17 protein-coding genes are annotated in these 18,957 nt (G+C 46.2%); 1 reads left to right on the forward strand and 16 read right to left on the reverse strand.

Features of this window, described 5'->3' with window-relative positions:
* Positions 1-223 precede the first annotated feature (223 nt).
* From MKY66_RS25720 to MKY66_RS25770, 11 genes are all read right to left on the reverse strand, one after another.
* Positions 224-1,912 (reverse strand): ABC transporter substrate-binding protein, encoded by a 1,689-nt coding sequence (locus MKY66_RS25720; protein ID WP_076212777.1) that lies wholly within the window; start codon positions 1,910-1,912, stop codon positions 224-226.
* 187 nt (positions 1,913-2,099) lie between these two features.
* Positions 2,100-3,002: a carbohydrate ABC transporter permease gene (locus MKY66_RS25725; RefSeq protein ID WP_036606894.1), complete on the reverse strand. Its 903-nt coding sequence runs from the start codon at positions 3,000-3,002 to the stop codon at positions 2,100-2,102.
* 15 nt (positions 3,003-3,017) lie between these two features.
* Positions 3,018-4,001, reverse strand: coding sequence for a sugar ABC transporter permease (locus tag MKY66_RS25730; RefSeq protein ID WP_036606891.1), 984 nt, complete (start codon positions 3,999-4,001; stop codon positions 3,018-3,020).
* 277 nt (positions 4,002-4,278) lie between these two features.
* On the reverse strand, positions 4,279-7,188 hold the full coding sequence (locus tag MKY66_RS25735) for a glycoside hydrolase family 2 (RefSeq protein WP_076212779.1): 2,910 nt from the start codon (positions 7,186-7,188) through the stop codon (positions 4,279-4,281).
* A gap of 175 nt (positions 7,189-7,363) precedes the next feature.
* A complete protein-coding gene (locus MKY66_RS25740; RefSeq protein ID WP_076212782.1) occupies positions 7,364-8,956 on the reverse strand; it encodes a response regulator transcription factor in 1,593 nt (530 codons plus the stop codon).
* Positions 8,949-10,739, reverse strand: coding sequence for a histidine kinase (locus MKY66_RS25745; RefSeq protein WP_076212785.1), 1,791 nt, complete (start codon positions 10,737-10,739; stop codon positions 8,949-8,951). The genes MKY66_RS25740 and MKY66_RS25745 overlap by 8 nt, the downstream gene beginning before the upstream one ends.
* Positions 10,740-11,070: 331 nt before the next feature.
* Positions 11,071-11,493, reverse strand: a complete 423-nt coding sequence (locus MKY66_RS25750; protein WP_017692209.1) for an OsmC family protein — start codon at positions 11,491-11,493, stop codon at positions 11,071-11,073.
* Between the two features lie 100 nt (positions 11,494-11,593).
* Positions 11,594-12,340 carry an amino acid ABC transporter ATP-binding protein gene (locus MKY66_RS25755; protein WP_076212787.1) on the reverse strand — a complete coding sequence of 249 codons (747 nt, stop codon included), beginning with the start codon at positions 12,338-12,340 and terminating at the stop codon, positions 11,594-11,596.
* Between the two features lie 16 nt (positions 12,341-12,356).
* Positions 12,357-13,001: an amino acid ABC transporter permease gene (locus MKY66_RS25760; RefSeq protein ID WP_017692207.1), complete on the reverse strand. Its 645-nt coding sequence runs from the start codon at positions 12,999-13,001 to the stop codon at positions 12,357-12,359.
* Between the two features lie 32 nt (positions 13,002-13,033).
* Positions 13,034-13,885: a transporter substrate-binding domain-containing protein gene (locus MKY66_RS25765; protein ID WP_076212803.1), complete on the reverse strand. Its 852-nt coding sequence runs from the start codon at positions 13,883-13,885 to the stop codon at positions 13,034-13,036.
* Between the two features lie 114 nt (positions 13,886-13,999).
* Positions 14,000-14,632, reverse strand: coding sequence for a TetR/AcrR family transcriptional regulator (locus MKY66_RS25770; protein ID WP_076212805.1), 633 nt, complete (start codon positions 14,630-14,632; stop codon positions 14,000-14,002).
* A 238-nt stretch (positions 14,633-14,870) separates the two neighbouring features.
* Between MKY66_RS25770 and MKY66_RS25775 the strand changes: the two genes are divergently transcribed.
* The gene (locus MKY66_RS25775) at positions 14,871-15,656 is read left to right on the forward strand and encodes an undecaprenyl-diphosphate phosphatase (RefSeq protein WP_256704276.1); all 786 of its coding nucleotides are present in this window, start codon (positions 14,871-14,873) and stop codon (positions 15,654-15,656) included.
* Between the two features lie 269 nt (positions 15,657-15,925).
* Here MKY66_RS25775 and MKY66_RS25780 read toward each other — a convergent pair whose 3' ends face one another.
* From MKY66_RS25780 to gpmA, 5 genes are all read right to left on the reverse strand, one after another.
* Complete coding sequence (locus tag MKY66_RS25780; protein WP_076212808.1) at positions 15,926-16,108, reverse strand: hypothetical protein; 183 nt, start codon at positions 16,106-16,108, stop codon at positions 15,926-15,928.
* Between the two features lie 248 nt (positions 16,109-16,356).
* On the reverse strand, positions 16,357-16,683 hold the full coding sequence (locus MKY66_RS25785; RefSeq protein WP_076212810.1) for a thioredoxin family protein: 327 nt from the start codon (positions 16,681-16,683) through the stop codon (positions 16,357-16,359).
* An 85-nt stretch (positions 16,684-16,768) separates the two neighbouring features.
* A complete protein-coding gene (locus MKY66_RS25790; RefSeq protein WP_076212813.1) occupies positions 16,769-17,677 on the reverse strand; it encodes an aldo/keto reductase in 909 nt (302 codons plus the stop codon).
* A gap of 178 nt (positions 17,678-17,855) precedes the next feature.
* Positions 17,856-18,029, reverse strand: a complete 174-nt coding sequence (locus MKY66_RS25795; protein WP_179088546.1) for a hypothetical protein — start codon at positions 18,027-18,029, stop codon at positions 17,856-17,858.
* Between the two features lie 172 nt (positions 18,030-18,201).
* Positions 18,202-18,945, reverse strand: coding sequence for a 2,3-diphosphoglycerate-dependent phosphoglycerate mutase (gene gpmA, locus MKY66_RS25800; protein ID WP_076212816.1), 744 nt, complete (start codon positions 18,943-18,945; stop codon positions 18,202-18,204).
* Positions 18,946-18,957 lie beyond the last annotated feature (12 nt).

Genomic DNA, 18,957 nt, shown 5'->3' on the forward strand with positions numbered 1-18,957 from the left:
ATTCCTCTTCATTCCTGCAAGTGTTAACTTTGAGATTCTGGTGTATATCACATGATGTACAAGCAAATGTAAGTGCTTTCATACTTGAATAATAATCGCTCCTATATCCCTTGTCAATAGTGAATTTATAAAATTGAAAACGTTTTTTAGAAAACGTTTTAGATAAAAAAAGAACCCCGATATTCGGGGTTCTTACTCGTTTTAGATCTGCATTGCTAATCGTTTATTTAGCCTCTTCACCGCTCCACAATTGAACACGGTTTTGAACGAGTTCTGTGTATTGTTTCTCCATATCCTCTGCTCCTGCATTGTTCACTTCATCAATCATGCCGTCATAGATGGCATCGAACTGCTCAGGAGTACTCAGAATGGCTTCCGGGATACGTTTCCGGATGATATCCTGTGTTTTCTTGAAGATGACGTTGTAGTTGGAGTCACCTGGTGTTGGCAGATTGTATGCTGCTCCCCATGGTTTGATCGGGAACTCGTCTTCACTCGGGAACAGATCTTTCCACGTCGTAGCACCGTAAGCTTTGAGTGTTTCTTTCTCTGCATCGGAATATGCTGCCACGATCTGTTCAGGGAAATTCGTAGTGTAGTAGTTATCCGTTGAATCCTTCACACCGTCTCCATAGTGACCAGACATATTGGTGTACAGTCCAATCCCCGTTTCTTTCTGGAATACGGCTGCATTATTGGTTTTCTGATTCAGAACGTCGGCAGGAATGACACGTTTGCCGTCCTTCACTTCGTACTGTTTGCCCTCAATTCCCCAGTTCATCAGCACTTGCCCTTCTTCAGAAGCCAGGTAATCGAAGAATTTGATCGTACGAACCGGGTCAGGATTCGATGTGGTAATCCCTACACCCCAACCGGATACAAAACCTGGGTCTTGGTAGGCATGATCCTTGATATCCTCGGACAGGGTTACCGGGAAGTGTGAATACGTTGCTTCATCCTTGCCCGCGGATTTCAGTGCATTTTCTGCATCGGAATAACCCCAATCCTGGTCAATGACACCCAGAACACGTCCACTTGCAATTTTGGATTTGTATTGGTCTGTTTTTTGGATGAAGCTGTCCTGATCAAGCAGTCCCTCATTGTACATATGGTTCAACCAGCGGAAGTACTCTTTTTCCTCTGGACGTTTGTAATGCAGACTTGCTTCATACGTCTCTGGATCGATGTAGTATTCACCATCATCCGGAGCTCCTGTTGCCTGGAAGGCAGGGTTTGTTACGGTAATCATGATTCTCCAATCATCCGCGTCCAGTGTTAACGGGATCGTTGGCTGACCATCAATTGTTGGGTGTTTCTCTTTGTACGCCTTCAATACATTCTCGTAATCCTCAAGTGTACGCACTTCCGGGTATCCGAGTTCTTTTAGTACACGGTGCTGAATGCCAAATCCACCACCTGCATCAAAGTACTTCTGGTCTACCGCATAATACGTCGGTAGCACATAAATAGCCTGATCTTCATTACTGTATTTCAACCGGTCCATGTAATTACCATACAGCTTCTTCAGATTGGGAGCATATTGGTCGATCAGATCTGTCAGATCGAGCATTGCTCCGGCATCCACCAGTTTGCTGAGTTCTCCTTTGGGGGAGACAATATCCGGATAGTCTCCGCTCGCCGCCATTAAGGATATTTTATCTTGACCACCACTAACGGCAAATTCACCGTTAAGGGTTATCCCTGTTTTTTCCGTAAGGACTTTACCTACTTCATCCTTCATGCCATTCCAGTTCGGACTGGGGTCAACGCTGAAGAAATCAAAAGTAAGTGGAGTTGTCTCTGCGCTTGTATCCTTGAACGACGTATCACTGCCGCTTCCTCCACCGCAACCTGCGAGTAAAGACATTGCAAGCACTGGTGCCAGTGCAATCTTCATTTTGGAACTTGCCATAATGGTAATCCTCCCTGTTTCATATGTCTGTCTTATCCGGGACTTTTTTGTCCCTGTCTATAGCTTCATGAATACCACACCGCAGCCCTATACGGTGAAGCGCAGACCAAATGGCTGCGCTTCGGGTATCCTGATGCTTCATTTGTAGATGTACGGCCGCTCTATGTGGCAGCCTGTACCCAATTGTTTAACCTTTTACTGCGCCCAGTGTCATACCGCCAACAAAGTACTTCTGAAGGAATGGATATACAATGAGGATTGGAACCGTTACAACGATCGTAATCGCCATTTTGATCGATTCCGGTGAAATCTGTGTCATTTGCTGTGCCATATCATTGGCATTTCGTCCAGCACCTGAGCCTTGCTGCGTACTTTGCAATACTTTCATCAGCTCATATTGGAGCGTGGTCAGATGTGCCTTTGAACCATTATACAGGTACGTATCGAACCACGCATTCCATTGACCTACAGCCAGGAACAATGCGATGGTAGCAAGCACTGGTTTACACAATGGCAAGATGATTCTGTAATAGATTGTAAAGTCATTCGCTCCGTCCAGCTTCGCGGATTCCTGCAATGAGTATGGCAGGCCATCAATGAATGAACGGATGATGAACACGTTAAATGCACTGATCATGCCAGGCAATACATATACCCAGAATGTACCGATCAGGTTCAAGTCACGCATCAGAATGTACACCGGAATCAGACCACCGGAGAAATACATCGTGAGCGCGAGCGTAGTGGAAACAAATTTTCTAAGTCCAAAATCAGGTCTGCTCAGTGTAAAGGCGATCATGGATGAACTGATCAATCCGAGAACGGTACCTACAAGTGTACGCAGAATGGAGATCTGCAAACCTTGTAGCAATCCATCATATTGGAAAATCGTTTTGTAGTTCTGTAATGTGAATTCGCGAGGCCACAAGTAAATTCCGCCACGTACTGTATCTGTCGAGTTATTGAGTGAGATGGCTAGTACGTTAAGGAATGGATAAAGTGTTACAACCAGCACCATGGTCATCGCGAGGATGTTGAATATATCGAACAGTTTATCGCCCCGAGTAGCATTGAATGCTTTGTTCGCCATAATGTCGTCCCCTCCCTACATGATGCTTTCTTTAGTGAATTTTTTGAACAAGCCGTTCGCAGTAAACAGAAGGATGATACTGACAACGGAGTTGAATATACCTATGGCTGTACCATACGAGAATCGTCCCATATTCAAACCATAATTGAGCGCGTATAGATCAAGTACTTCCGAGTAGTCTGTGACCAGACTGTTGCCAAGCAAGAACTGCTTCTCGAAACCGATACTGATAAGATGTCCAATTGACATGATGAAAAGTACGGAAATCGTGGTCCGTATGCCAGGCAGCGTGATGTGCCACATCTGTCTCCAGCGGTTGGCTCCATCTACACGGGAAGCTTCATACAGCTCATTGTCGATACCTGTAATCGCCGCCAGATAGATGATGGCATTCCAACCGGTTTCCTTCCACATATCTGAAGCGGTTACAATGTACCAGAACAAGTTCCCCTTGGCCATGAATTGGATCGGCTGATCGATAATGTTCAGTCCTACCAATAGATCATTGATAATCCCGCCATCGGTGGAGAGCATCTTGGTGATAATACCTGCCACAACGACCCAGGATACAAAGTGAGGCAGATATGATACCGTTTGCACGGCACGTTTGAAGAACATGCCTCTCATTTCATTCAGGAGAATAGCGAAGAATATCGGCACGATAAAACCGACAACCAGTCCCATCAAGCTCATTGCAAGCGTATTTCGAAGTACCAGATAGAAACGATCATCACTGAACAGCTCTACAAAGTGTTTAAAGCCAACCCACTCTTGATCACCAAACGATCTGGCAGGTTTATAATTTTGGAAAGCCATCGTCCATCCCCATAGTGGCAGATAGTTAAATACGAAAACCCAAGCTACGAATGGCAATGACATGAGATAGAGATATTTCTGCTGTTTCATTCTGTCCCAAATTCCGTTCCGCCGATTCTTTAAAGGCGGTTTGGGGTCACTGCTTCTGTTCGCGGAAGCGGATTTTTTTGTTAGCGTTTCCATCTCCGTTCCCCCTCCTCTGTTTTATAAAATAATCATACCTGATAGAGCGTTTTCAAAATACCATCTGGATTTTAGAGAAAATCATATAAAAATTAGATATAGACATATATAATCAGACATTAATTCGTTAAAATCAGTGATAAATTCTACTTTTAAATGAAAGAAAAGTTATATTAAGTAATACATTATCTAAATTGGTAAATTTCGAAAACGTTTTATAGAAATCGTTTACTTCAACCTGATTGCATACAAAAAGGACCCTTTCGGGTCCCTCTGATTACAATGTAAATTGAATGGTTTGCAGTTTAACGATGCCGAGCAATTGCGCTACGGATATGGAGGTTGCTGGACGGAATTGATCTCCATGCAGATACGCAAGTATCTCCTGAAATAAAAAGGCGGCTTCCGGACGCTTCATTACAGCCAGGTTGGCAAACGGAAGTGAGGATATCAAAATCTTGCCCTTCCCTACTTTTGCCTCAAAGGCATAAGCGAGTCGTTTGGCCCGATGGAAATGGTCCACCACTTCGATCAACGGCTCCACCCCGGGCAACGTATCCAAACATATCGCTGGTGTGCCGTTCACCAAGTGATACCAATGCCAGTCCGAAGCCCCATCATGCGGGAAGGAGCCTAGTAGTGCTAGCTGTTCTCTCAAAACCATGCCCATCGTTGCACCAGGCTGTGTAGCAAACATCAGGTAATTCCAGAATACAGGCAGATACTTGGTCTCCACTGAATCATATAACCCTTCTGCGGTTGGCTGTAGCCAAACACTCCCCCCGTTAACCACACAATCAACGACATTGGGTGTTAATGACTGAACGATAACCAAGTCAATCTCCCGATTTTTCAACAACTGAAATCCATCGATGCGATCTACGCAATCATGTTGTGCTTCCCCGAGAAGTGGCTGCAGCTCTGCCATGGTATTCCAGAACCGATTCGAATTCGGATGAGACTGATAAAAAGGAAACGACCAGCCCTGCCATACATTCGCTACAGTTCTTTCTGAATTGCCTGATATCAACTCCGCCTCAATCCGAAAAGCCGCTGCTGCTTCCCGAGGTGCTGTAGCGACGATGCTTCCCAGTGACATGACAGACCCACATTGAATATCTCCGGTCTTCCATTCTCCTTCAGTGAGTATCACATCATCGCTTATTAACCTCCACTGAATGACCGCGTCCTCAAGCGGCTCCTTACCGTAGTGAGAGATGCGCACATCGACATGAATGGATTCTCCGGCGTAAAATGTACGCTCCTTGCAGCTTAATAACAGCACCACATCTGCGTTGAAACGCATGACTTCTTCTGGTGTTGTAATGCCTTTGTCATCCCAAAATACATCCAGTATGCCCGTCGTAGCATGTCCCTGCCCTGGAAAATCGCGAATGTCCAGAAGTTGTACGCCCGCAGCGTCCGGTGTTCGCCGAATTCGCTCCATGGCTTCTTTTAAGGAACGTACCAGATGGGTACCACTGACCTGTTGAAAATGCTTGAGGTCCTCTATCATGCCTTTGTTTGTTAACGATTCTTCGATCGGTCGTAACCAGCTAGGACGCAATACGCCAGTATACTTGGCTCGCTCTTGGGGCCGCACATACATGGTGTACTGTGCATGTTCGTGCCCAATGACGGGATGCTCCGCAAGCCGGGTGACTGCATGATAGTCCAGCGTGGTATCCGGCACAGCAGAATATGCGGATTCCAGCGGGGGATGCCAGTTCAACGACTGAATATAATAATCACCTTCCCGCCCTTGCGCCGGAAGCTGTCCAAAACCTGTATTGTCCGTATATAACCGGGTCGGGTCCATATCCCTTGCCCTAGATACTAATGCATTGAGTTCAGGGTGGCCATTCGGACCAAGGAGTTCATTCCCCATGGAGAACATAACGAATGAGGGATGTCTATGCAGCGACTGAAGCAACCCGTCCAGTTCTTGTGTCAGATAGGTCAATACTTCAGCTGGCGCAGACTGATCTGATTGTTCAAAGAAACGAGACCAATGGGGAAGTTCTGCCTGCACCAGCATGCCCGCTTCATCAGCAGCATCCCAGAAAGGCTCCGGCGCGCTCCACCCATGCAGTCGGACATGATTGAAGCCATACGATCTGGCGATTCGAAATTGCTGAAGATAATGCTCCTTGTCCCAGACGGGATAACCCGTCAGTGGAAAAATACAGCAATCGACGTATCCACGCAGATATACTGGTGTCCCATTCAATTCAAGCTGCTTCCCTTTTGTTACAAAGGAGCGTACACCAAATGATTGCTCCAGTCGATCCAGTTCCTGTTCACCTTCATGGAGACGGATTACAGCCTTGTATAATTCAGGGGATTCATCCGACCATTTTGCGATAGACTTCTCTGTTCCAAGTTCCAATCGCCACTGATCTATTACAGCGTTACTTTCAGTTAACTCTGCTGAGCTTGTATCCACATGTGATGGATCACTCAGATTCACATGACAACTATATCGATCAAGCCATGTGCCGTCCGGATGCTGGATATCCACATGTAATTGCATCGATCTAGCGGAATCATTTGCGGGAGCGCTTACAGTACAATCAACCAGAATGGTTCCGTTCTCAGCATCTGGTTGAATACGTAACGTATGTAATCGGCAGGGGGGCATACTGTCCAGATAAACACCACCTGTGATCCCCCCCCAGGCTGTGGCCGTATGCAATGAATGAATATGGCTACCCGCCAGCGGAAGTTTCATCGTATTATCCACGCGGATCTCCACCCGATTCACTTCTCCCTGCTTCACCAGAGAAGTGACATCCCACTTCTGTTGATTCACCAGACTATCCTGCTGCCCGGCATACTGTCCATTGATCCAGAGATGCGTTGTCCATCGGACACCTTCCAATCTGAATACATGGTGGCATCCGGGATCGTCTGATGGAACATGAACATCCTGAGCATACCAGGCTGAGCCTTCATACTCGCGTACCTTGGTCCAGGTATCAAGCCTTTCATATTCAGGCTCATCTCCATATCCTTGCTCTTCCCATGAACCGGGAATCTGAATGGACTCCCATGATGTGTTTTCACACTGTGATGGCGGTAATATCTCTTGTTCAACGAGTGTATCGGACTCCAGATCCAAACAAAACTGCCATGTTCCATTTAAGTTCAATGTATGACGTACAGCACCTATATCAGATACATTCATATCGTATAGCCATCCCTTCAACTGGATTCTTGTAAATCCAGTCTAAAATGTGAAACATTCCGTGACCATTGCTTATCATGGGAAGTGCATGGACAATATGATGAATCTGGGAATTTCTCAGCAATACCGAAAACGTTTTACACAATAGGCAAGGGCAAGGCCCAGCACTTCGCACTTATTCCTCGTTTGTATCCGTAGCCGTTCCTTTAATTGATGATTGGGTTCTGGCCTGTTTGTAAGCAGAAGGGGATTCCCCTACATATTTCTTGAACTTACCGTGGAAGTAGTCCACATTGGCATACCCCACTCTCGCCGCAACCTGATGGACCTTTAGTCCTTCGTCCAGCAATTCTTTGGCCTTTTCCATACGAACCTTGTCCAGAAATGCATTGAAATACTCTCCAGTATGATTCTTGAACAACTTACCCAAGTAACTACTGTTGTAGTTAAACACTTCTGCCAGTACTTCGAGCTTGAGATTCTCGCCAGGGTTACGCTGGATAAATTCAATCATCTGTTTCAATACAGTATCCTTGCTTCCCCCACCCATACGTTGAATAAGTCGATTCAAATGTTCCGATGCCATCACTTTGAGATCAGACATCGTAAATTGATGATAGACTTCATTAATCAGAACCGAATGTTCCTGCATAATGGAGTGCATATGTTGATTCGTCGCTGCAAGTTTGTTAAACGCCAGGGAAAATACCTGTGAGAACGCCGTCTTGATCGCTTGCTCTGTTCGGTAATATGGAACCAGGCGCTCTTCCATCTCACCCAGCACCCGCATAACGGACTCACTACTGCGGATGTCTAGCGCATAATACAGCTTGTCCGCGAGTTCGTCCTCAACTGGCTCATGTGCTCCGTCCACAGCTTCAACTTCTGGCTTAAGAACGCTTTCGCTTTCTTCATTCCACAGAATGATGCGTTGCTCCGTGAACAAGAAGCGTTCCCCGAGTAAACGATTCGCCTGCGTGTATGACCGCGCAATTTCAGAAGTGGAATGTACAGGTTCTCCCGCAGCACCGTACATGTGAACCTCCCATTCTCCCAGCAGTCCTTCCAGCTCATTGTACAGATTTCTTGCAGATGACTCGGATGTGATTGTTTCCTTACTTAACAACCCCAGACCTGAATGGAACGAGAATACAATGCCTCGGTCTTTATGGTCAAATGCTTCTATCAGTTTGCGTTTCATAACACTTCCCCGTTGCAGGTCGGGGGCTACATGCAGCTCAAACAGCACAATCTGATAGTGAGGCCAGTGCAGTCCCAGGCTATCTTCTTCCATGCTACCCGCACCCTCCAGACTGTCAAAGAGCAAAGCCTCGATCTGATGCTCCCTAAAAACGGTATCTTCACCAGCATGACGTGCAATTGTCTCCCGTTCACGGGTCAGGATTGTAGCAATACGCTCCAGTTCACCAATAATCTCTTCTTCATCCACCGGTTTGAGCAGATAACCATCCACACCAAAACTGATGGCTTTTTTGGCATAATCAAAATCCGCGTAACCACTTAATATCAAAAAGTGCGAATCCGGATGACTCCGGCGCACTTCTTCAATCACATCCAGCCCGGTCATACCGGGCATACGAATATCAATAATCGTCAGATCAGGCTCCAATTCCTCAAACCGGGAAATGGCCTCACGCCCGCTGGCAGCTGTAGCAATGACCTGGAATCCGTATTTTTCCCACTCGATAATGGTTGTCAGTCCCTCACGTATGCTCGGTTCGTCATCCACCAAAAACACTTTATACATGTTGGTCCCCTCCTGCTGGCAAAGTGAAAGAAACCTCTGTTCCTTCCCCATATACACTCTTAATCTGTAATCCATATGGCTCGCCGTACGTCAATGTTAAGCGCTGATGTACATTACGCATGCCGATCCGACTCTTCTCCTGTTCCTCCGGTCCACAGATAAACTGCATCACCTCAGCCAGTCGTTCTGGCGTTATGCCTGCACCATTGTCATCCACACGGATCTGCACAATGTTCTCTACTAAACGAATACTTATATCAACACGAACTGTCCCCTCTTTGTTCTCCAGACCATGGACAATCGCATTCTCAACCAAAGGTTGAATAATCAAAGGCGGAATGTACATCTTCTCCACCTCGGGATCGATATGGATCTGGAATGCAAGGCGGTCGCCGTAACGAAATTTCTGAATTTCCAAATAGGAACGTACCATTTCAAGTTCAGCCCTGAAGGTTGTTTTTCCACTGCCAATCTCCAGACTCTTGCGCATCAGCTTGCCCAACAGCCTGACGATGTTGGCAATCTCTGCTTCTCCCTTAATATGCGCTTTCATCCGAATGGACTCCAGTGCATTAAACAAGAAATGGGGATTGATCTGGCTCGCCATCATTTTCAGTTTAATCTCTTTTTGCGCGATTTCCAATTGATTGTTCTGTTCAGTCGCTTCTACCACCTGCGTCATGAGTTCATTGATACTTTTCACCATATAGTTGAACTGTCGTGATAGTTGTCCAATCTCATCGTTTCCATCTATCCGTGAAGTCACGTTCAGGTCTCCTAATGCAAGCTTGTTGAGGTGTTTACTCAGCCGGAGCAATCGGTTCGAAGTGAGGAACGAGATGATATATACGAATAGTAGGGCGATCACCAGCACCAGTATAATAAAAATCATGCCGATCAAGCTAACGGTGTTGGCGTCTTTGACGATATTTTTGGTGGCAAAAACCGAAATCACCTTCAGGCTGTTCATACTCGATCCAGGGCCCAGCTCATCAATAACAATATTAGATGGTTCCCCCCGGAAATCCCCCTCTATGGTGCCTTTCGCCTGATTCTGCAGATCAACGCCAAAATCAAGCTCATCCAGCGTTTTACCCACCAGCTCGGTATTCTTGGCTGCAACCACATAGCCCTGCTCGTCCGTAATCATCGTCTCAAACTGTTCCTGACGCAACAATCCATTCAGCTCATCCTGATTGATCACAATCATCAACACGCCCTCTGTCCGATACTCGGCAAAAGGTACTTTGCGCACCAGGCTGAGCTTGTGTACAGGATTATCTTCCTTGTCCGGAATGTAGAACCAACCGATGCTGGTTGTTTTCAGTGCCTGTTGGTACCAGTAGCTCTCTTCCGTCTGCTTGTCTACCGGGATGAATTCGAGGTTGTTGATCAATGTTGGGTTAGTTGAGTAAAAACGAATGCCCGCTATCTCACGGTACAAACGCCTGTACTCCTGAAAGTCTTTGTATGCAAGATACGCTGAGGTTAACTCCACAACGCTCTTGTACCGTTTATTCACGATCTCCTTGAGATCCGCATTAAACATTAAAAGATTGGATATATCGGTTGGTACACGCAGCATGGTTGCCGTCTGGCTCTTGATCTTGTCTACATTGATGATCGTCTGTCCTATCGCATTGTCCAGGGCTTGCTGGCGAAAATAACTGGTCACAGCAAGACCAACAATCAGGACCGGAATCATGACAACCAGTACATAGGAAATGAGCAATTTATGCTTTAATTTGAGATTATTAGTGGTTCGTATCAGCCTTTTAAACATGTCTGCACCTTCCGTCATCTGTATAAGCGCTTACATATAAACAGCAGGATCAGGATGTTCTGTCCTCAGAATTAATCATACCACATAACCGCCAGAATTCGGATTGTCATTGCAATGGGTAATATATTGCCAGGCCTACAAGCCAGCCTACCTCAGCAGAAGAGGCCGCCATTAACATGGCGACCGGGCTTACTGAATTATTTTCTACTGACAGAAGTTTAGTGACTCCTAAATGGGCGGAATCCCTGTTGAAGTGTTAGAAAAGCAAAAAAAAGGCACTCCCACGATTGGTAGTGCCTGCTTAGTATAGAATCTGCTCGTGTGCTAGCTATTAAGGACGAGGTGTACTTACCCCATTGAGGATCAGTTTAGGATGAATATCGGCGTTCAGCGAAGCGGAGACTGCACAATATTTTTCCTCAGCCATTTGGATGGCTTTCCAGATGCGATAATCCGGAATATCCCCATCGACTTTGAAGATCAGATCAATGGATGTGAACCCTTTAGGCATCTCTTCACTGCGTGTGCCTTGCGCTTCAATCTCAATCGACTCAATTTTGTCCAGGAAAGCGTCCAGAATCATCGTAATATCGATTCCCATACAGCCCCCGAGACCCGCTAGCAACAATTCCATTGGGGTAGCTCCCTTGCTGTCACCACCATAAGCAGCAGTGGCATCCATGCCAACGGCATAGCCAGAGGGTCCTTCGGAAGTAAACGCACGTTTGCCTTTCCATACGGTTGTTACATTCATGATGTTATCCTTCTTTCTTAGAATAGGTTAAGTTCAAGCGAAAAAGGTTTGCACTTACCACTCCGATGACAGAATAACCTTCCGATCGCTGTTATCTTCATCAAAATTCAGTAATTTGTTGCAAGAAACGGCGAGTGCGTTCTTGCTTCGGCTGTTCAAAGAACTCCTGTGGACTTGCTTCTTCCACAATCGATCCATCCGCCATAAAGACGATTTTGTTCGCCACATTACGGGCAAACTTCAATTCATGCGTCACAACCAGCATCGTCATGCCTTCCTCTGCAAGCTCCTTCATGACGGATAGTACCTCTCCGACCAGTTCAGGATCAAGGGCTGAAGTTGGCTCATCAAACAGCATCACTTCTGGCTCCATCGCAAGTGCACGTGCAATGGCTACCCGCTGCTGTTGTCCACCGGACAATCGGGATGGATACGCATCCTGCTTGTCCGACAAGCCGACCCGATCCAGCAGAATCCGGCCGCGTTCAGCCGCTTCGTCACGCTTGATTTTTTTTACCGTAACAAGACCTTCCATCACATTACCCAACACTGTCTTGTGCGGATACAGATTGAATTGCTGGAATACCATGCCGGTCTGGCGACGAATCTCCAATACCCTGGCACGCTGGACTCGCAGCGGATCTGCGCTGTTAACCACAATGCCGTTGACTTCAATCTGTCCTCCGGACAGCTCTTCCAGTCCATTCAGGCAGCGCAGTAAGGTACTTTTGCCTGAACCACTCGGTCCGAGCAATACAACAATATCTTTGGCATCGACATGAAGATCGATGTTCGTAAGCACTTCATTTTGCTGAAAACGTTTGGTAAGTCCAGTTGTTGTAATCATTGGTTCTCTCCTCCCATCAGTAAGCCCGAGCCAGCCGGCGCTCCACTTGTTCCAGAATGGCCGAGAAGCCGATACTCATGATCCAGTAGATCACACCAATCGCCAGATAAAAAGGCATATTCAATGCATATTGGGATACCAGCAGCTGTGCTGACCGTAATAACTCGGTAACACCAATCGCCGCCACAAGTGATGTTTCCTTCAACATGCCAATAAACGTGTTACCCATCGGCGGGATGGCAATGCGCACAGCCTGCGGGAAGATAATACGTCTCATCGCCTGAGCCGGGGTCATTCCCGTTGCATATGCAGCTTCTGTCTGTCCTTTTGGTACAGCCTGAATGGCTCCACGGAACGTCTCCGACAGAAACGCTCCTGCATTCAGGCTCAGTCCCAGACATGCTGCGGTGAGTGATCCCAAGGTCACTCCATAATCGACCAATCCGTAATAAATAACGAATAATTGCACCAGCAGCGGGGTTCCCCGCATGATGGATACATAAAACCTTGCGATCAACCTAAGCCACATCGGTCCCTTCAGACGAGCAATCGCAACAAGCACCCCGATGATGAACGCAAAAAACATGGAGATCACAGTTACATACAGCGTATAATAAGCCCCCTTCAGAAAGAAGGGGATATTCTCAAATACCAGTTCCATGGGTCAAATCTTCCCTTCGCCTTGCAGGTTCGTTATTGCGCAGGCTCTTCACCAAACCATTTTTTGAAAATGGTATTGTACGTGCCATCATCTTTCATGCCTTTGAGAGCATCATTCAGTGCTGCTACGAGTTCCGGATTGTCTTTACGAACAGCAATACCTGCCTGGTCACTCTTAATCGGTTCACCTACAGCTTTAATATTCAATCCGTTGGCATCCACAATCGGTTTCAGAGCGTACATATTGTTGATTGTTGCGTCAATCCGTCCAGCATTCAGATCTTTGAGTGAAGAGATGACATCGTCATAGGTTTTGATCGTGAAGTCTCCCACTTTTGGCAATACTTCATTGCGCAGATATGATTCATCATTTGTACCCAGACCTACACCAATCGTTTTCCCTTTGAAGTCTTCCAGCTTGGTAATATCGTTATTATCTTCTTTTACTATAATTTTAACTTGGTTCGTAATATACGGATCACTGAAATCCAGTACTTTCTTACGATCATCGGTAATCGTCATCTGGCTGATAATGGCATCCAGCTTTTTGGCTTGCAGACTTGGTGTCAGACCGGAGAACTCCTGGGATACAAATTCAACTTCAACCCCAAGACGCTTCGCAACTTCACGTGCAATATCAGCATCGTAGCCGTCCATTTCTTTCTTATCGTTCAGGAAGTTGTACGGTGCGTATGTGCCCATCATGCCCACTTTGATAACGCCAGCCGACTTGATCTGCTCCAGTTCATTACTTGCCTGTGCACCATTTGTGCTTCCACCATCTGTTGCCTTACTTCCACAAGCACTAAGTACCAGCACGGTCATCAGCAGAATTGCTGTCAAAGACCAGCCTTTACGAGTTTTCGATCCATATGTGTTGTTCATTACGTTAACTTCCTCTCAGTCGTGTATTAATCTGGATGTACATTGGGTTACTTTATTGTGACTAAACCGCAGTTGTACCCATTATTCCCTGCTATTTGTTTAATCATGTGAATCTTATGTGCCTAGCAGTCCGTAAAACTCAAAGCTTGCTGCCTCAGCTGCCAGCGATGAAGCTGTCATGCCTGAGAATTTGCTGTGCAACTCATCGGAACCGAACAACCAGCGTGATATCATGCCTTCAATCATGCTTACCAGTAGTGCTGCTCGAAGCGGTACATCCATGCCCTGAGGCAACATACCGAGCTCGATGGCTCGTTCCATATTGTGACGAAACGCAGTTTCGACAGCATTACGTGTCTCCTCAACCAGGCGTTGTACGGATTCTTCTGTCACGATGCCTTTGAGCAACAGTTCCATAAAATAGCGATTCTGCGCAGCAAACAAGAACAAGTCAGTGAACAGCCTTTCCGATGCTTTCACCATATCCTCTACCGATCCTGCATCCTTGCGGTACCCTTGCCCAATCGAATCAAGCAACTCCTCCTTGCCCGTTAAAACAATCTCCGAAGCAATGGCTTCTTTACTCTTGAAGTGCCAGTAGAATGTCCCTTGCGCCACACCAGCCTCGCGGACGATATCGGAAATTTTCGTCTGATGGTAGCCTTGGGTTGCAAAACGCTCCATCGCTATGCGTATTATTTGGTCCCGGCGTTCTTCACCGGGTTCCAAACCGTTAATTTTGGTCATTCATGTAACCCTCCCGATTGATCAGTCAGTCAGTTAATTTATATCCTATGGGATAACTAGGTTTTTGTCAATATAGTTTTAAACAAATGGTTACAAGCAGAAGTTGAAGTTGAGTGCATTTGTGATCATAATAGGTGATAGCCTTGTTCAAATGAACAGGCATGGTCAAGCAGGACAGCCTGTGCTGTCACCTGCATTTCAAGGAGGAAGAGAATTGGATATTATATCATCCATTATTATGGGCATCATCGAAGGTTTGACAGAATTTTTGCCCGTATCCTCCACTGGACATATGATCCTGACTGCCCATTTGCTCGGTTTATCAGAGGACAACGAGTCAGTCAAAACGTTTGAGGTGGTTGTTCAACTCGGAGCTGTACTTGCTGTTGTTGTACTGTATTGGAACAAATTCATTGATATGTTCCGCTTCACCGGAGGGAGCAGACCTTACTCCCGCCGCCTCAATCTGGGACATATCTTCCTGGCGATGGTTCCTGCCGTAGTCATCGGACTTGTATTCCGCGACTGGATCAAAGCACATTTGTTTGGTCCGGAAACAGTGCTGTACAGCCTCGTTATAGGTGGTATATTGATGATCGTGGCCGAACGCTGGAGCCGTAAGAGTGAACGAATTACTACCCATGATGTTGACGATATCTCTTACAAACAGGCATTCACGGTGGGTATATTTCAGATCTTGGCATTGTGGCCAGGCTTCTCCCGTTCCGGGTCAACGATCTCAGGCGGTCTCTTTGCAGGGGTAAGCCGTGTAGCCGCTGCGGAGTTCACATTCCTTGTGTCTGTGCCAATTATGATCGGTGCTACGGGATATGACCTGTACAAAAGTATCGATCACCTGAACGGTAGTGATTTCCCAATCTTTGCGATTGGATTCATCGCTGCTTTCATCGTCGCCATGCTTGCGATCAAGACGTTCCTGTCCATTTTGAAAAAATTGAGCCTGACCGTCTTTGCTGTGTATCGCTTTGTCTTGGCAGCCGTGTTCTTTATTATTTTGATGTAAGCATTACAATTCAAGTAATTAGAACGGCAAAATTAATGGCGGCCTCACGTTCCCTTGGGAAGCGAGGCCGCCATATTTTATATTCTGAGCTACGTTTCTGTTGCTTCACGATTCTGTTCCTGCTTCAGAGACAGGAATATCTGTAATTAGAAGAAGTTTGACCCTTCATTACTTCCTTCTTTGCTGGGTTGGATCATGGGTGATGCCGATTAGGTTTACTATGTATCATGGACATCCATATTTATGTTCACTTCTGAAATGCAGGCTGGCTAGTACCACTTTTTCACTTGAATGTTCCGGTGTTTCTTTCGACTCTTTAATCTCTCACGCAGATTATATCTATTCTCCTTTTGTTCCTGAAGCAATTGCTTCACTCCGATCATCAACAATCGATATCTCCGGTCATCATTGTGACTTAATTGGTGCATTTCCTCAAAAATTTCATTCTTCATATGGATCTTGTTCACTCCAAATATTCAGTTTGTTCTCACAGTATACATGGGAGCACTGAACAAATTCTAAACAAGCGTTGTTTCTCCACTTGAGTTATTCGAATGCACATTTGAATGCACATTTGAATGCACATTTGAATGCACATCGTGCGTGCTGGAATGAAGCAGAAAAACCCCTTCCTGTCGCAGGACAAGAAGAGGTCTCCTTAGCTAAGTTAATTAAACAAACTACTGATGCCTTCGTACGCTTAAACTTTGGATTCCAGCGTCTCCAGATACTCGGAGATTTGAGCAGGTGTTTTAGCCCATTTGCTATGCAGATGTGCGATTTTCTTGCCGTTCTGGAAGACGAGCAGGCTTGGAATGCCGCGTACACCATTCTCTTCGGCAAAAGGCTGGAACTTTTCTGCATCCAGGGCATAGAAGGTTTTGTCCGAATGTTGGTCGATAACATCCCCGATAAAACGATCCAGGTTTTTGCAATCCGGACACCAGGTTGTATCAAATTTAATGACGGTAAAACCATCAGAGTTAATTGTATCCAAATACTGCTGTTCACTTTGAATTCTTTCCATATGTCTTCTCTCCCTTATATGTTCCTTTTTTGGCTGATCTTCATTGTACCTCGTATAGTTACAATTGAAAATAGGCTGGATCAAGTTAACGATGCTGCTTGTACAGATTAGCGGGACTGAGTTCTCGTATTTCCTGAATTTCCGCAGCGGTGAGTTCAGGCGAATTCGAAGCAGCAATATTGTGCAGCAACTGTTCTCTTGAACTGGCACCAGGGACAACTGCTGCTACGGCAGGATGGGATAACGCGTAGCGAATAGCCGTCTGAGCCATACTGCGTTGGTCTGTAACAAGACGACTTAGCCCATGCCGAATGGTATATAGTTGCTCTGGCGTGTAGTCCAGATAACCTTTGTCTGCCTTGGCAGATCCGGAATCGGCAAGCACTCCGCTAGCTACAGGCCCACGGGCAATTACGCTGATTCCCTTTTGTTCCAATAAAGGCAACACTTCTTCTTCCGCTCTGCGGTCAGCAATGCTGTACTGGTTCATCACACTGACGATGGATGCCCTCTTTACATACTCCCGAATCACATTGGGACGAATGGAGGAAATCCCGTAATATCGGATAAGTCCTTCCTTCTTCAGTTCCTCAAACGCTTCGATCGTCTCTTCGATGGGGTCGTCCAAGGTCCCGCCATGCAGCTGATACAGATCGATGTAATCGGTCTGCAATCGCTTCAGACTTTCATGTACAGCCTGCTTAATGTAGGCTTTGGACGGGTCCCAAGACCAGCCCTCTTTACCCGGCAGACGACGATTACCTACTTTGGTCGCCACAATGACTTGGTCCCGACGCCCTTTAATAGCTTGTCCTACAATTTCCTCATTACGCCCTGCGTCGTACAGATCGGCAGTATCCAGCAGATTGACCCCATGATCCAGAGCCTCATGAATCAGGCCCATAGCATGATCCATTTCAGTTCCAAGTGACATACATCCCAGCCCAATCTCAGACACCATCAGTTCGGATGTACCCAGACGATTTTTCTTCATATTGCATCTCCCTCCATACGTTCTGCAAGTATCCATTGTATCATTCTTGCTGGCAAAAATCGCTTTACACACAAAAGCAAAGGATTGCTTTTGAGTGCACAAAAAAACCTGGAACGACTTCATCTCCAGGTTTCTCATGATCATCATTTTAATTCAACGATAAACGAACTATCGCAATCTATTTCACTTCCACGCGTGGTCTGGTTTTACTTGTTCCATTGGACGACGAATTGGAGTTTTTCATCATACCCGAGACAGTGCTAAACAGCTTATCTCTTGCTTGTTTGTTCCTCATCAGATAAGTCACACCTGCGCCGATAGCCGTCATGATAATTCCTCTTCTTTTAGACATGTGCTTCTCCTCCTTCAGGATAAATGTACATCGTGTCTTGCTTGACAATTACCCTGTGGGAGCAAAACGAAACGAAGTGCAGGCTTGATCGCAGAAAAAAAGATGACCTTCGAATTAAAATTCAGAGGCCATCTTTCACTTGCTCTGTTGAGGCATAAACGTTCACACCCGTTTAATCAGATTGCGTTGCCACATGGGTCATTTCTTCATGTTTGTAGGTCGAACCATCGGCGGTCAGATAAAAGTGTCCGATGGGATGCAGATCTTCATCCAATTCGTAGACAAGCGGAATGCCTGTCGGGATATTGAGCGCCATCACGTCTGCTTCGGACAATTGGTCCAGATGCATGACGAGTGAACGGAGCGTGTTACCATGCGCAGAGATCAGCACTCTTTTGCCAGCAGACACCATCGGTTTAATCTCCGCATTCCAGTACTCCAGTACACGCTTCGAGGTATCCATCAGGTTCTCCGTAAAAGGGATGGTACATCCGAGCCGCTTGTACTTGTCCAGATCCTGCACATATCGGGCATCAGTTTCGTCCAGTGCCGGGGGAGATACATTCACGGATCGTCTCCATTCCTTTACTTGGTCTTCCCCATACTTCAGAGCCGTCTGCTGTTTGTTCAGTCCTTGCAGCGCACCATAATGGCGTTCATTCAGCTTCCAAGTCTTCGTAATGGGAATCCACATGAGGTCCATTTCATCCAGCGCAATATCGAGTGTCCGGATAGAACGTTTCAGCACGGATGCATAGGCGTAATCAAAATCAAATCCCTGTTCCTTCATGATCTTCCCTGCTTTACGAGCTTCTCCGTAACCATCCGTCGTCAGATCCACGTCTGTCCATCCGGTAAAACGATTCTCTACATTCCACATGCTCTGTCCATGGCGAATCAAAACAACTCTGTACATAAACGTGAACCC

The organism is Paenibacillus sp. FSL R5-0766 (assembly GCF_037971845.1).
Taxonomy (GTDB): domain Bacteria; phylum Bacillota; class Bacilli; order Paenibacillales; family Paenibacillaceae; genus Paenibacillus.

What these genes read in the sequence shown, in the direction of transcription:
- MKY66_RS25740 (WP_076212782.1), bottom strand. Translation starts at nt 8,956, where the DNA reads ATGTATAAAGTGTTTTTGGTGGATGACGAACCGAGCATACGTGAGGGA.
- MKY66_RS25730 (WP_036606891.1), bottom strand. Translation starts at nt 4,001, where the DNA reads ATGGAAACGCTAACAAAAAAATCCGCTTCCGCGAACAGAAGCAGTGAC.
- MKY66_RS25720 (WP_076212777.1), bottom strand. Translation starts at nt 1,912, where the DNA reads ATGGCAAGTTCCAAAATGAAGATTGCACTGGCACCAGTGCTTGCAATG.
- MKY66_RS25770 (WP_076212805.1), bottom strand. Translation starts at nt 14,632, where the DNA reads ATGACCAAAATTAACGGTTTGGAACCCGGTGAAGAACGCCGGGACCAA.
- MKY66_RS25790 (WP_076212813.1), bottom strand. Translation starts at nt 17,677, where the DNA reads ATGAAGAAAAATCGTCTGGGTACATCCGAACTGATGGTGTCTGAGATT.
- MKY66_RS25760 (WP_017692207.1), bottom strand. Translation starts at nt 13,001, where the DNA reads ATGGAACTGGTATTTGAGAATATCCCCTTCTTTCTGAAGGGGGCTTAT.
- MKY66_RS25745 (WP_076212785.1), bottom strand. Translation starts at nt 10,739, where the DNA reads ATGTTTAAAAGGCTGATACGAACCACTAATAATCTCAAATTAAAGCAT.
- MKY66_RS25795 (WP_179088546.1), bottom strand. Translation starts at nt 18,029, where the DNA reads ATGTCTAAAAGAAGAGGAATTATCATGACGGCTATCGGCGCAGGTGTG.
- gpmA (WP_076212816.1), bottom strand. Translation starts at nt 18,945, where the DNA reads ATGTACAGAGTTGTTTTGATTCGCCATGGACAGAGCATGTGGAATGTA.
- MKY66_RS25765 (WP_076212803.1), bottom strand. Translation starts at nt 13,885, where the DNA reads ATGAACAACACATATGGATCGAAAACTCGTAAAGGCTGGTCTTTGACA.
- MKY66_RS25785 (WP_076212810.1), bottom strand. Translation starts at nt 16,683, where the DNA reads ATGGAAAGAATTCAAAGTGAACAGCAGTATTTGGATACAATTAACTCT.
- MKY66_RS25750 (WP_017692209.1), bottom strand. Translation starts at nt 11,493, where the DNA reads ATGAATGTAACAACCGTATGGAAAGGCAAACGTGCGTTTACTTCCGAA.
- MKY66_RS25775 (WP_256704276.1), top strand. Translation starts at nt 14,871, where the DNA reads ATGGGCATCATCGAAGGTTTGACAGAATTTTTGCCCGTATCCTCCACT.
- MKY66_RS25725 (WP_036606894.1), bottom strand. Translation starts at nt 3,002, where the DNA reads ATGGCGAACAAAGCATTCAATGCTACTCGGGGCGATAAACTGTTCGAT.
- MKY66_RS25780 (WP_076212808.1), bottom strand. Translation starts at nt 16,108, where the DNA reads ATGAAGAATGAAATTTTTGAGGAAATGCACCAATTAAGTCACAATGAT.
- MKY66_RS25735 (WP_076212779.1), bottom strand. Translation starts at nt 7,188, where the DNA reads ATGAATGTATCTGATATAGGTGCTGTACGTCATACATTGAACTTAAAT.
- MKY66_RS25755 (WP_076212787.1), bottom strand. Translation starts at nt 12,340, where the DNA reads ATGATTACAACAACTGGACTTACCAAACGTTTTCAGCAAAATGAAGTG.